The following is a 12,053-nucleotide window of genomic DNA, read 5'->3' as shown; positions in this document are numbered from 1 at the left end:
ATTTCCGAATTGGTCATTTGCGGTAATATCTTTCCATGACCAAGCAGAAACTGATCGCCGCGCTGATCGCCCGCCGCGAGGCCTCCGGCCTCTCCGGCGCCGAGGTCGCGCAGCGCTCGGGCCTGACCGAGCGTTCGGTGCGCAACGCGCTCGGGCCGCAGGGCAATCCGCAGATGTCCTCGCTGCTCGCACTGGTCGATGCGCTGGGGCTCGAGCTTCAGCTGGTGCCCAAGGGCTTCGGCGCCAGCGCTGTGCTCGACACCGATGCCGGCTACCGCCCCGTTGCCACGCGCGTAGGTACCGCGGTGGCCGCCTTGGCGCTGCCGCCCGAGCCGCCGCCCTACCTGCGCGAAACTCCGGCCCGCCGCGGCTCGCGCAAGCGCTCGCCATGAACGTCAAGATCCTCGAGATCGCGCTCGGCACGCGCCGCTTCGGCAAGCTGTTCCAGTACGCCGACCTGTGCCGCTTCGTGGCCGAGCCCGAGATCGTCGCGGCGCCGCCGGCCGAGGTGCTGTCGCTGTCGATGGTGGCGAACGATGCCGCTTCGCAGGCGGCCCTCTGGAGCGACATCAAGAATCCGCTGTTCAACGCGCAGGGCGGCCAGTTGCCGCGCTTCTTCCAGAACCTGCTGCCCGAAGGCGTGCTGCGCAGCCACATCGCGCAGTTACGCGGCTGCCGCGAGAACGACCATTTCGAGCTGCTCGCGGCCTGCGGTGGCGACCTGCCGGGCGCGGTGAGCGCGCGCCCGGTGTCGGTGGACCGCGCCACCTTGCAGCGGCTCATCACGCAGGACCAGGACGCGCTCGAGATGTCGGTGGTCGAGCTGCCGATGCCGCAGGGCATTTCGGTGTCGGGCGTGCAGCCCAAGCTGGGCCTGCGCCGCCAGGGCGGGCGCTACGTGGCGCGCACCCGCGCCGGCGCCAGCACGCGTGTGATCGCCAAGCTGCCCGTGGCCGGGCGGCCGCACATGCCGCAGCTGGAGATGCTCTCGCTTCAGATGGCCGCCGCCGCAGGTGCGGAGGTCTGCCATGCCGAACTCGCGCCGCTGTCTGCAATTTCAGCCGAGCACAGCTACGCCCTGCCCGACGAGCCCGAGTTCCTCGCGGTCACGCGCTTCGACCGCGAAGGCGCGCGCCGCATCCACTTCGAGGACTTCGCGCAGGTGCTGGGCTTCGACCCGCTGCACAAGTACGGTGGCAGCTACCTCGACATGGCGCTCGCGATGCGGGCCTTTCCCTCGCTCGGCGAGGAGGCGGTGCTCGAGCTGGTGCGCCGGCTCGCGGTCAACGAGTTGCTCGGCAACCCGGATGCGCACCTGAAGAACTTCGGCGTGCTCTATCCCGACGGTGCCTCGCCGCGCTTCGCGCCGGCCTACGACATCGTGGCCTATGCGGCGCTGCAGGGCGTCGAGGGCCATGCGCTCCCGCTGCTCCCCACCACGGGCCATGCCGCGCCCCGGCGCAGCGGCCTGTTCAGCCCCGCCAACGTGCGCGCCTTCTGCTTTTCGGCCGGCCTGCACGAGCCGCAGGTGCGGCGCGTGGTCAGCGACACCGCGCGCCGCGCGCGCGAGCAGTGGCCCGCGATGATCGACGGCTCCACCCTGCCCGCGCCCTGGAAGGCGCGGCTGCAGCAGCGCCTGCAATCCCACCCCTTGCTGCAGGGAATGGCCCGGCGCGGCCAATAGGCCCCGGGTCTGGCGGAACCGGCATCGCCGCGAGGCACGAGATACACACGCGCACAACTTTCCGCGATGATGCTTCCCGCCCAGGTGACATAGTTCAACGCAACATGACGGGAATTGGCGCATGCGAGTCGGTATCGTGGTTCTGGAGTTGTTGATCGACGCGGGCGCAGCCTGCGCCGCCTTGGGCCTGCTCGGTGCCGGCAGCGCCGCCTTCACGGCCGCGAGGCGGCGCTTCATCGGCGGCGACGGCAGCCTCCTCGCTGCGCCCTCCCCGCAAGGCCAGCCTGACGACCGTGTCGACAGCGTCCATTCACGCGATTCGTCCTCGCGCCGGGAGTCCGCCCCCAGAAGCTGAGGCAAACTGTCGCCGGCTCCCTGAATCTTCCACATCTACCAGCGACACCATGAGCTCCATCAATTTCATCGGCGGCGAAAAAGGCGGGGTCGGCAAGTCGGTCACGGCACGGGTCCTGGCCCAGTACTTCATCGACCACAGCCGCTCCTTCACGGGCTTCGACACCGATCGCTCGCACAGCTCGTTCACCCGCTTCTACGAAGGCTTCGCCTCGCCTGTGGTGGTCGACAGCTTCGAAGGGCTCGACACCGTGGTCAACGGCTTCGAGACCCATCCGCAGCAGAGCGTGATCGTCGACCTCGCGGCGCAGACGCTGGCACCGCTGGCGCGCTGGATCAAGGAATCCGACCTGTTCGACGTCTTCGCCGAGATCGGCGTCACCGTCAATTTCTGGCACGTGCTCGACGACGGCAAGGACTCCTCCGACTTGCTCGGTACGCTGGTCGATACCTTCGGCAAGCGGCCCAACTACATCGTGGTGCAGAACTACGGCCGCGGCAGCGACTTCGGCACCCTGCTCGGTTCGCAGTCGATGTCCAAGGCCACCGCGAACGGCGCGCGCGTGATCGCGCTGCCGCGCCTGCACGAGGCCAGCATGCGCAAGATCGATGCGCAGAGCACCAGCTTCTGGAAGGCCGTGAACGACCGCGAAGGCCCGCATGCGCTGGGGCTGCTCGAACGCCAGCGCGTGAAGTCGTGGCTCGCGACCGCCTACGCGGCCTTCGACACGCTGCCGCTCTGAGCGCCAGCTAGATCATTCCGCCGTTGACGGAAATCACCTGCCCGGTGATGTAGGCCGCCTCGTCGCTCGCGAGGAAGGCGGCCAGCGCCGCCACCTCCTCGGGCTTGCCGGCGCGCTTGGCGGGCACCATCTGCTGGATCAGCGCCGGGTCGAACGCCGCGTCGGCCATCGGCGAGGCGATGATCCCGGGCGCGATCGCATTCACCGTCACGCCGCGCGAGGCCACCTCGAGCGACAGCGCCTTGGTCGCGCTGTTGAGCGCGCCCTTGGCCGCCGCGTAGTTCACCTGGCCCTTGTTGCCCACCAGCGCCGCCACCGACGAGATGTTGAGCACGCGTCCCCAGCGGGTGCGCAGCATCGGCAGCAGCAGCGGCTGGGTCACGCGGAAGAAGCCGTTGAGCGAGATGTCGATCACCTTGTGCCACTGCTCGGCGCGCATGCCCGGCAGCACCGCGTCGTCGTGCACGCCCGCGTTGTTGACGATCACCTGCACCGGCCCCGCCTCGAGCATGCGCGCGCAGGCGGCGGCGCACGCCTCGTCGCTGCGCAGGTCGAAGACATGGCATTCGGCCTTGCCGCCGGCCGCGGCGATCTTCGCGGCCAGCTGCTCGACCGCTTCGGGACGCGAGTTCGCATGCAGCAGCACGGTCGCGCCGTCGCGCGCGAAGCGTTCGGCCATGGCGGCACCGAGCGCGCCGCTGGCGCCCGTGATCAGGGCGCGTTTTCCTTGGAGGCTCATGATTCCTTCGGGGTGTCCAGGGCCAGTGGCGTGTTCAGCACCACCACCGCGCGGCCATCGGCCAGCGCACGGCCTTCGCCGTCCCTGAGCCAGAACTCGTACATCACCTGCTGGGCGTCGCCCGACAGCCGCCGCGCCTCGACCTGCAAGCGCCCCTTGACCTCGTCGAGCCGCGCCACCGTCGTGCGCACGCTGCGCGTGCTCGCGAGGAAGCCGGCCGAGGGCCTGTCGCCTTCGCTCGCCAGCAGCCCGCCATGCAGCGCCATCGCCTGCGCGGCGTACTCGACGGCATTCGGCGCCAGCAGCCCGCTGGCCGTGCGCAACGGGTTGTCGGCCTGGCGGTGGGTCGTGGTGCTGCAGCGGATCGTCTCGGCATCCCAGCCCTCGAGCCGTTCGAGCAGGCACATGCTGCCGCGGTGCGGTATGCGCTGCGCGATGCCGTCGCGCTCGAGCGTCTGCGGCAGAAAGCTCATCGCGCGCCCTCCAGTGCGAGGTCGGCCACCAGCAGCACATTGGCGAACGGCGTGCCTTCGCTCATCGGAATGCTCTGCACGCCGAAACCCAGCCGCTCGAGCAGCGCCTTCCATTCGACCAGCGGACGCCCCCAGGTCGGCGACACCTTGTGGCCGCGCACGCGCGTCACGGTGCGGTCGACCCACTGGCTGATCGCGAAGCCGCGGCGGCTCGATGCATCGCCCACGCGCAGCAGCAGCCGCGCCCGGGGACTGCCGCCACGCTGCAATGCATCGCGCACGCGGCGCAGCACGCCTTCCTGCGCGGCATGGTCCACGTAGTGCAGCACGTCGAGGATCACGACCAAGTCGCAGTCGGGCAGGTCGGCCGCGCACATGTCGGCGCAGAGCAGCCGCGGCGCGGGCTCGAGATGGCCGATCGAGGCCTCGGCGCGCGCCACGTCCTTGGGCATCAGCTCGATGCCGGTGTATTCGGCGGCGCTCGGCGTGGCACCCCAGCCGGCGGGCCAGCGGCCCTGCTGCTGCATGCGGCTCATCGAGGCCAGCAGGCTCGCGAACAGGCCCTGGCCGCAGCCGATGTCGACCACGCGCCGATGCTGTGCATCGATCAGCCCGCGTTCGAGCAGGCCGCGGAACACCGGATCCCGCCCGAGCTTGCCGCGCGCGAAGTGCCAGGCGAAGCTGCCGCCCTTTTTGTAGGGATCGGTGGCGGCCTCGTGCAGCTCGCGCCAGGCGCCGTCGGTCGAGAGCACGGCGCTCATTCCCGAAGCCCCTCGGGCAGGGTCACGGCGCGCAGTCCATCGGCGCGCAGACGTTCGAGCAGCAAGGGCAGTACCTCCAGCAATACGGGTTCTCCACGGGCGGTGCGCGCGGCATTGCCGTCGTGCAGCAGCAGGATGTCGCCGGCCGCCAGGCCCCGCGTGAGGCGCGACAGCACGCGTTGCGCATCGCCCTCGCGGGTGTCGAAGCCGCGGCGGGTCCAGCTCACGAGCGACAGGCCGAACCGGTGCAGCACCGGCTCCAGGAAGGGATTGCGCAGCCCGGCCGGCGCGCGAAAGCAGCTCGGGCGCTGGCCCGTGACCTCGCTCAGGATCTGCTGCGCCCGTGCGATCTCGCTGGCGAAGCCACGCGGGCCGAGGAAGGAAAAGTTGTGCCGATGCCGCGCCGTGTGGTTCTGGATGCTGTGGCCGCGCGCCACGATCTCGCGCGCCAACGCCGGCTGGGCCTGCACGCGCTCGGCGATGCAGAAGAAGGTGGCGTGCTGGCCATGGGCGTCGAGCAGGTCGAGCACACGCGGCGTCACCGCGGGTTCGGGGCCGTCATCGATGGTGATCGCTACCTCGCGACGCGCGACGGCCGCCGCGGGCAGCCGCGTGACATTGGGGCCCAACAGGCGGCTGCGCGGCGTGAGTCCGGCCGCGGTGATCAACGCATGGTTGAGCACGATCGCGCCAAGGGCCCAGGGCCAGGCGCCCGGCACCAGCACGCCCGCGCCGACGGCGGCCGCATGCCAGGCCGCGCTGGCGCGGATGGCCGGCGGCCAGGGCCAGGATTCGGGGACGGCGGGTGCGGTCGACATGGCGCGGGATTGTGCGTCAGCCGCGCGCGCCGCCGTCCGAAGACCCCGCCTCGCCCGCGGGTGGCGTCACGCGGCGCGCGAAGGCGGCCGACAGCAGCAGCGCCAGCAGCGCACCCGGTGCTACCACGCGGCCGATCGAGGACAGCGCGGGAATGTCGGAGATCGCGATCAGGCCGAAGGAGACCACGGTCGTCAGGTTGGCGAGCATCAGCGAGGCCAGCGTGTCCTCGTCGGCCCGGCCCGTCGTGCGCAACTGGTCGAAGAACAACGCGTAGTTCGAACCCACCGCCACGATCAGCAGCAGCCCCACCAGGTGCAGGATGCCGAGCGCGGCCTGCATCACGGCCATGCCGCCGAGCGTGAGCATCACGGCGAACAGCAGCGGCTGGCACACCGCCAGCAGGCGCCGGCCCGAGCGCAGGTAAATGCCCAGCAGCACGACCACCGCCAGCGCGCCCAGCAGCACCTGCACGAAGGCCTCGTGCAGGTAGCGCTGGTAGAGGCTGCCGAGCTCGCGGCCCACGTCGACCACCTGCACCTCGGGCACGCCGACGAGCGCGGCCTCGAGCTTCGCCTGCTCGAACTTCGGCCCCGGATGCAGCGCGATCAGCGTCGACCAGCCGCCGCCCGGGCGCTCGTACATCAGCGAGCTGACCACCGCGCGCAGCGGGCCTTCGCGGAGTTCGTCGAGCTGCACCGGCTTGAGCTGCCGCGCGGCCTCGACGTCGGCGATGAAGGGCGCGAGCCGGCTGGCCGGCAGCGGCAGGCCCTGCGTGGCCTCGGCCAGGCGGGTGCGCAGCGTGTCGGCATCGGGCAGGCTCGCCAGGCGCGCCTGCTGGGCCGCAATGCTCGGCAGCACGCGCGTCACGGTCTCGAAGCCGCCGAGCTCGCCGCGGTCGACCAGCGCGCTGAGCTTCGCGCTCGCGGCCTCGTTGTTGCGCAGCGCCGCCTGAGCGTCGGTGCCGTTGGCCATCACGATGATGCCGCCGTCGCTGGTGCCGATGTCGTTGCGCAGCATCTCGTCGAGCTGCTGCTGCGCGCGCGGCACCGGGCTCATCGCGCTGAGATCGGCGCGCCACAGGTGGCCGCCCTGCCACAGCACCAGCGCCACCGCGGCCACGCCCAGCGCCGCCAGCGGCCAGCGCAGGCGCGGCAGGTTGCGCACCAGCAGGCCGGCGAAGCTCGCCATCTGGCGCCGCATGCCCATGCCGGTGGCGCCGTCGGGTGCGAGCATCGGCAGCGCGTAGCGGGTGGCGACGGCGGCCGCGACCAGGCCGGCGATCGAGAACACGCCGAGCTGGGCCAGGCCCGGGAAGCCCGAGAACACCAGCGCCGCGAAGCCGCAGACCGAGGTCAGCAGCCCGATGCGCACCGTGGGCCAGTGCACCGTGCGCCAGCGCTGCCAGCCGGTGCCGGGCACCGCGGCGCCGCGCGCCTGGATCAGGTAGTAGATGGCGTAGTCGACGGTCTCACCGATCAGCGTGCTGCCGAAGCCCAGCGTGAGCCCGTGCACCGAACCGAAGACCCAGCTGACCGCCGCGGTGCCGATCACCACGCCGGTGGCCACCGGCAGGAAGGCGATCACCAGCGCGCGCGGCGAGGCGAAGGCCAGCAGCAGCAGCCCGCCCATGACGATGCCGCCGACGATCGCGAGATGGATCGCCTCGGTCTTGATCTTGTCGCGGCTGAGCACCGAGAACACCGGCGGGCCGGTCAGCAGCAGTTGCGGCTTGGCTTCGCCCAGATCGCGCGTGGCCGCCTCGTGGGCCGCGTGCACGCGCGCGATCGCCACCGCCTGCGCGTCGAGGTCGCTGCCGGCGGCACGCGTGGTCAGGATCATCAGCGCGCGCGGCGCGGTGCGCGACATCCACACGCCGCCTTCGCTGCGCGGCGCGCTGGCCGGCACCAGCTCCTCGGCGATGCGCGTGGTCTCGCCCGTGGGATCGCGGTCGAGGAAGGGCTTGATCACGTTGCCGGCCGGCGTGCCGAGCATCGACAGCGTCTCGTTGATCGCGTCGCGCAAGCCCTCGACCGTGAAGCGCTCGGGCGCCACGCCCGGCGAGAGCTGATAGCGGTGCTGGAACACCCAGGTGCCGGCCTCGGTCCAGTCGCCGGTGTCGCCGTTCTGGATCAGGTCGAACAGCTGGCTCTCGCGCATGCTCTTCGCCATCGCGCGCGACACCTGCGCGCGCGCCTCGGGCGTGCCACCCTCGAGGCCCAGCATCAGGGTGCGCGAGGCCACGCCACTTTGCAGCTGCTCGATCAGCACGCGCTGGCGCGCATCCGGGCTCTTGGGCAGGAAGGCCGACAGGTCGGCGTTGAAATGGGTGCGCGAGATCTCGAACACGCCGGCCAGCAGCAGCGCCACCCAGACCAGCAGCACGACCGCGCGGCGCTGCCAGCTCGGCGGCCCCTGCGGCGCGGTCGCGCTCACGGCGTGCCGCGCCCGGCCGGCGCCGCCGCCGGTGCGGGGGCAGCCGCGGGACGGTCGGGCACGATGTTCATCACCGAGCGGTCGCCGCCGACGAACTCCATCTCGAGCCCGAGCACGTCGCTCGCGCGCCCGCTGATGCGCATGCTGCGCACCTGGGCCGCGAGCCGGCTGTCGATCGGCGTGAGGTCGAGCGCCCACTGGTTGGCCGACCCGGTCACGGTGCTGCGGAAGTAGCGCTGCAGCGTGGTGCCGTCGCCGCTGAGCGTGCCGCGCATGGCTTCGACCAGGCCCAGCAGCTCGGGCATGCTGTCGAGCGCGAGCGTGCGGTTGCGGCCGCTGCGCGACAGGGTCAGCGTGTTGCCCTCCACCGCCATGGTCTCGACGCGCGGCGACAGCGTGCGGCGCACCAGCTTGTCGGGCGCGTCGAAGCTCAAGGTGCCGCGCGCATCGAGCGGGCCTTCGAGGCCGTGCACGAAGCGCTGCTCGGTGAAGCGGGCCTCGCCGCTCTTCTGTTTGGCCAGCAGGCCCATCAGTTCGCTGAGGTCGAAGGCCCAGGCCGGTGCGGCGCCGAAGGCCAGCACGAGCAGCAGGGCCTGGATGAACCGTTCAACCCGCCGCGGGCGCATCTGCATCTTCGAGCCAGAAATCATGGAAATTGAACCAGTTGTAGGGGTAGGCGCGGCACAGCGCCTCCAGGCGCGCCACATAGGCTTCGACCGCGGCGCGGATCAGCCGTTCGCGCTCGGCGGCATCGGCCGGGCGCTGGCCGAAGTCGGCCAGGCGTTCGAAGCGGACATCGTAGCGCGCACCGCCGTGGTAGACCCCGGCCATGAAGAACACCGGCCGCCGCAGCAGCGCCGCGAGCCGGAACGGCCCGTCGTTGAAGCTGGCGGGCCGGCCCAGGAACGGCAGCACGATGTTGTTGCCGCGCTGCTGCGCCGGCTGGTCCTCGCTGCCGGGCAGCGTGCGGTCGGCCAGCATGCCGCCCATGCCGCCGCCGTCGAGCCAGTCGCGCAGCGCGAGCATCGAGTGCGGTCGGCCCAGCGCGATCACGTGCGGCCGCGCTTCGGGCAGGCTGATCGCATTGAGGATGGCGGTGATGCGCTGCGCGTTGTCGGGATACATCAGCATCGCGAGGCGCATGCGCGCCTGGTCGGGCTGCTGGCGCTTGCAGGCGCCCATGGCCTCGAAGCTGCCCACGTGCGCACCGAGCAGGAAGGCGCCGCGCCCCTCGAGCGCCGCGTTCTCGAGCTCGACCTGGCCGTCCATGCGGAAGTCGAACAGGTCCATGCGACCGCGCAGGAAATACACCCGGTCGAGCACCGTCGAGGCGAAGGCATGCAGCAGCTTGAAGCCGTCGACCCAGCCGGCCTGCGGGCCGATGGCGCGGAACAGGTAGCGCTTGATGTGGCGCCTCGGCGTGGGCGCGAACAAGAGGAAGTACAGCGCGATCGGCGGCAGCAGCAGCCGCGTGATGCGCCGGCCGAAGAAGATCGCCATGAAGCAGATGAAGCGCAGCGCGAGCATGTTGCTGCGCTCGGGGGCGCGGGTCCAGTCGGCCGCCTCGGCCTCCGTCCGGGCCGCGGCGTTCACCGCGCGGGTCTCGGCCTCCGTGTGCTTCATCGCGGCGACTCTGCCACGGGGGTCCAGCGGCCGGTGACAGCCACCACGCCGTCGCAGCGCACGTCGAAGCGCACACCGCCGCCGCTGGCCTCGGGGTTCAGCTCGATCGCCAGCACGGCGCCCGGGCGCACCGGCGCCAGGAACTTGGCCGCGGCCAGCGTGGGATGGGCGCCGAGCCGGGCCAGCAGCGCCGGCACGCGGCGGATCGCCTCCTGCACCTCGGCCAGCACCAGCGCGCCCGGCAGCAGCGGCTGGCCGGGAAAGTGGCCGGCGAACGCCGGATGGTCGACCGGCACCGTGTGCAGAAGCCGCACCGGCGTGCCGTCCTCGGCCAGTTGCGCCAGCGCGAACTCGCGTAGCGCGCGCACCGTGAGTTTGCCCGTGCCCTCGCGCGGAAAACTCTTCACGTGCACCACGCGCCGCGGCACGAAGACCGGCTCGAGCCGTTGCCGCAGCGCAGCAACGATGACCGCCGCCGTGAGTTCGGGAGCGACCACGAAGGCGATCGGCCGCACCACGCCGTCGGCCACCTCGTCGGGCAGCCAGAAGGCGCCGTCGTCCACGCCGGGGATGCTGTTGAGGTGATAGTTGAGGTGGGCCAGCGAACTGCGCCGGCCGGCCACGTGGATCAGGTCGTTGGCGCGGCCGAACAGCCGGAAGCGGCGTTCGTCGAGCAGCTCGAGCACGTCGGCCATCGGCGTCGGCTCGGGCAGGAAGTCGCCGCTGAAGATGAAGCGCTCGTTGCCGTCCTCGCCACCCGGCTCGGCATGCACGCGGATCTCGCCGAAGGTCTCCCAGACCTCGGTCTCGGTGGTGCGGCGCATCGCGACCTGGCCTGACTCGGTGCTGCCGTAGATCTCGAGCAGCACGCCGTGCAGCGCCTGCTCGGCCTGGGCGGCGAGCTGCGGCGACAGCGGCGCGGTGGCCGAGAGGATCAGGTCGACCTCGGGCAGCGCGATGCCCGACAGCAGCAGCGTCTTGAGGTGGAACGGCGTGGTCACCAGCGCGCGCGGCCGCGGCACCGAGGCCAGGGCCTGCGCCACGTCGGCCGGGAAGAAGGGCCGCCCGCTGTCGAAGGCGGCACCGCCGAGCATCGCCAGCAGCACCGAGGATTCGAGCCCGTAGCTGTGCTGCACCGGCACCGTGGCGACCAGCGTCAGGCCCGCGAGCGAAGGAAGATCGAGCACGCGGCACAGGCGCTCCACCGCCACCGCCACGTCGCCCGTGAGCGTGCGCCAGGTCTTGGCATGCGGCTGGGGCGCGCCGGTGGAGCCCGAGGTCAGCAGGCTGGCCGCGTGGCGTTCGGCGTCGATCATGGGCACGGCGGCCGTGTCGGCGCCACCGCCGGCATCGCCCGGCGCTGGGCCAGCCGCCTTCTCGATCACCAGGCGCGCCATGCCGGGCGTCTGCAGCGCCGGGTCGTCGACCAGCGCGAACAGGCCGTCGCCATGCGATTCGCGCAGCCGCGACAGCGTGTCGGCGCGCGCGTCGGGCGGCAGCAGGCTGGCATGGCCGCGCACCAGGGCCGCGGCCATGCCGACGATGAAGTCGTAGCGGTCGGAACAGAGATTGACCGCGGCGCCCTGCGCGGGCAGCTGCGGCGCGAGGCGGGCCACGTCGGCCAGGAATTGGCGCGTGCTCAGCGGCACGCCGGCGCGCCAGGCGAGCGGCGCATCGGGATCGCGCTCGGCGAGCAGCGGCAGCAGGCCAGGATTCGGTGTCACGCGGTGCCTTTTCCTCTCTCGTGTCGGTCCGCCGGGCCGGCGAGGCTCAGCGCGGGCCGCCGCCGGCGCTGCTGTCGGCCGACGAACTGCCGTAGAAGGCGCGCACCGCATCGACCATGCGGGTGCGCTCGAACTCGGGGTGCAGCCGGTAGCGCAGCAGGTGTTCGCCGACGAACAGCAGCGCCACGCTGGCAGGCGTCAGCACGTTGGCCAGCAGCGACCAGGCCGAGAACGACAGCGTGAGGTAGACCACGATCGACGACAGCACCACCAGCGCGAAATAGCCGGTCCAGATGCGCGTGAGCTGCGTGGTGTAGGCGCGCATCGCGCCGCGCAGCGGATGCACGCGCTGCGCGAACTGGGTGATCAGCGGCACGCTGTCGCCGCGCAGCGTGGAGCCGAACCAGCCGCAGAGCAAGGCATTGATGGCCACGTGCTGGAACACGTAGAGCCGGTTGGTGTCGCCCGCTTCGCCGCTGAGCACCAGCGCGAACCCGGCCAGGCCCAGCGCGACCACCGCGGCGAAGCCCCAGCGGCCGAAGCGGCTGGCGGCGAAGCCCATGGCGGCGAGCCACAGCGGCCCGAGCAGCACGACCACCGCCCACGGCTCGGTGGCGTGGAACAGCATCATCCAGTGGGAAGCACCGGCATAGGCCACCCCCACCAGCAGCAGGAGCGCCAGGCGCCATCGTGACATGGG

At 71.6% G+C, this 12,053-nt stretch carries 13 protein-coding genes; 3 read left to right on the top strand and 10 right to left on the bottom strand.

Features of this window, described 5'->3' with window-relative positions:
* Positions 1 to 35: 35 nt before the first annotated feature.
* Positions 36 to 392, top strand: coding sequence for a helix-turn-helix domain-containing protein (locus AC07RV_RS08905; protein WP_296782827.1), 357 nt, complete (start codon positions 36 to 38; stop codon positions 390 to 392).
* Positions 389 to 1,684 carry a type II toxin-antitoxin system HipA family toxin gene (locus tag AC07RV_RS08900; protein WP_296782830.1) on the top strand — a complete coding sequence of 432 codons (1,296 nt, stop codon included), beginning with the start codon at positions 389 to 391 and terminating at the stop codon, positions 1,682 to 1,684. The genes AC07RV_RS08905 and AC07RV_RS08900 overlap by 4 nt, the downstream gene beginning before the upstream one ends.
* Before the next feature lie 94 nt (positions 1,685 to 1,778).
* On the opposite strand, the gene AC07RV_RS08895 is transcribed toward AC07RV_RS08900, so the two are convergent.
* Positions 1,779 to 1,994 (bottom strand): hypothetical protein, encoded by a 216-nt coding sequence (locus AC07RV_RS08895; RefSeq protein ID WP_296782832.1) that lies wholly within the window; start codon positions 1,992 to 1,994, stop codon positions 1,779 to 1,781.
* Positions 1,995 to 2,088: 94 nt separating this feature from the next.
* On the opposite strand from AC07RV_RS08895, the gene AC07RV_RS08890 reads away from it, so the two are divergent.
* On the top strand, positions 2,089 to 2,781 hold the full coding sequence (locus AC07RV_RS08890; protein WP_093342156.1) for a P-loop NTPase family protein: 693 nt from the start codon (positions 2,089 to 2,091) through the stop codon (positions 2,779 to 2,781).
* Between the two features lie 7 nt (positions 2,782 to 2,788).
* On the opposite strand, the gene fabG is transcribed toward AC07RV_RS08890, so the two are convergent.
* The 9 genes from fabG to AC07RV_RS08845 are packed head-to-tail and all read right to left on the bottom strand — an operon-like array spanning position 2,789 to position 12,050.
* Positions 2,789 to 3,520: a 3-oxoacyl-ACP reductase FabG gene (gene fabG / locus AC07RV_RS08885; RefSeq protein WP_296782834.1), complete on the bottom strand. Its 732-nt coding sequence runs from the start codon at positions 3,518 to 3,520 to the stop codon at positions 2,789 to 2,791.
* A complete protein-coding gene (locus AC07RV_RS08880; RefSeq protein ID WP_296782836.1) occupies positions 3,517 to 3,993 on the bottom strand; it encodes a hotdog family protein in 477 nt (158 codons plus the stop codon). Before AC07RV_RS08880 ends, fabG begins: the two co-directional genes overlap by 4 nt.
* Complete coding sequence (locus AC07RV_RS08875) at positions 3,990 to 4,754, bottom strand: class I SAM-dependent methyltransferase (RefSeq protein ID WP_296782838.1); 765 nt, start codon at positions 4,752 to 4,754, stop codon at positions 3,990 to 3,992. The genes AC07RV_RS08880 and AC07RV_RS08875 overlap by 4 nt, the downstream gene beginning before the upstream one ends.
* Entirely contained in the window at positions 4,751 to 5,572 is an 822-nt protein-coding gene (locus tag AC07RV_RS08870) for a polysaccharide deacetylase family protein (protein ID WP_296782840.1), read from the bottom strand. The genes AC07RV_RS08875 and AC07RV_RS08870 overlap by 4 nt, the downstream gene beginning before the upstream one ends.
* A 16-nt stretch (positions 5,573 to 5,588) precedes the next feature.
* Entirely contained in the window at positions 5,589 to 8,006 is a 2,418-nt protein-coding gene (locus AC07RV_RS08865) for an MMPL family transporter (protein WP_296782843.1), read from the bottom strand.
* Complete coding sequence (locus AC07RV_RS08860; protein WP_296782845.1) at positions 8,003 to 8,638, bottom strand: LolA-related protein; 636 nt, start codon at positions 8,636 to 8,638, stop codon at positions 8,003 to 8,005. The genes AC07RV_RS08865 and AC07RV_RS08860 overlap by 4 nt, the downstream gene beginning before the upstream one ends.
* Entirely contained in the window at positions 8,613 to 9,629 is a 1,017-nt protein-coding gene (locus AC07RV_RS08855) for a lysophospholipid acyltransferase family protein (RefSeq protein ID WP_296782847.1), read from the bottom strand. The genes AC07RV_RS08860 and AC07RV_RS08855 overlap by 26 nt, the downstream gene beginning before the upstream one ends.
* Complete coding sequence (locus AC07RV_RS08850) at positions 9,626 to 11,353, bottom strand: AMP-binding protein (RefSeq protein ID WP_296782849.1); 1,728 nt, start codon at positions 11,351 to 11,353, stop codon at positions 9,626 to 9,628. Before AC07RV_RS08850 ends, AC07RV_RS08855 begins: the two co-directional genes overlap by 4 nt.
* Positions 11,354 to 11,399: 46 nt before the next feature.
* On the bottom strand, positions 11,400 to 12,050 hold the full coding sequence (locus tag AC07RV_RS08845; RefSeq protein ID WP_093342169.1) for a COG4648 family protein: 651 nt from the start codon (positions 12,048 to 12,050) through the stop codon (positions 11,400 to 11,402).
* Between the last annotated feature and the right edge of the window lie 3 nt (positions 12,051 to 12,053).

It is taken from the genome of Variovorax sp. GW821-FHT09B01 (assembly GCF_059418345.1).
Note: the sequence above shows the minus strand (reverse complement) of the source record. Positions and strands in the feature narration are given on the sequence as shown.

Excerpts from the sequence above, each read along its gene's own strand:
- AC07RV_RS08905 (WP_296782827.1), top strand. The coding sequence starts at position 36 with ATGACCAAGCAGAAACTGATCGCCGCGCTGATCGCCCGCCGCGAGGCC.
- AC07RV_RS08900 (WP_296782830.1), top strand. The coding sequence starts at position 389 with ATGAACGTCAAGATCCTCGAGATCGCGCTCGGCACGCGCCGCTTCGGC.
- AC07RV_RS08895 (WP_296782832.1), bottom strand. The coding sequence starts at position 1,994 with ATGGACGCTGTCGACACGGTCGTCAGGCTGGCCTTGCGGGGAGGGCGC.
- AC07RV_RS08890 (WP_093342156.1), top strand. The coding sequence starts at position 2,089 with ATGAGCTCCATCAATTTCATCGGCGGCGAAAAAGGCGGGGTCGGCAAG.
- fabG (WP_296782834.1), bottom strand. The coding sequence starts at position 3,520 with ATGAGCCTCCAAGGAAAACGCGCCCTGATCACGGGCGCCAGCGGCGCG.
- AC07RV_RS08880 (WP_296782836.1), bottom strand. The coding sequence starts at position 3,993 with ATGAGCTTTCTGCCGCAGACGCTCGAGCGCGACGGCATCGCGCAGCGC.
- AC07RV_RS08875 (WP_296782838.1), bottom strand. The coding sequence starts at position 4,754 with ATGAGCGCCGTGCTCTCGACCGACGGCGCCTGGCGCGAGCTGCACGAG.
- AC07RV_RS08870 (WP_296782840.1), bottom strand. The coding sequence starts at position 5,572 with ATGTCGACCGCACCCGCCGTCCCCGAATCCTGGCCCTGGCCGCCGGCC.
- AC07RV_RS08860 (WP_296782845.1), bottom strand. The coding sequence starts at position 8,638 with ATGCAGATGCGCCCGCGGCGGGTTGAACGGTTCATCCAGGCCCTGCTG.
- AC07RV_RS08855 (WP_296782847.1), bottom strand. The coding sequence starts at position 9,629 with ATGAAGCACACGGAGGCCGAGACCCGCGCGGTGAACGCCGCGGCCCGG.
- AC07RV_RS08845 (WP_093342169.1), bottom strand. The coding sequence starts at position 12,050 with ATGTCACGATGGCGCCTGGCGCTCCTGCTGCTGGTGGGGGTGGCCTAT.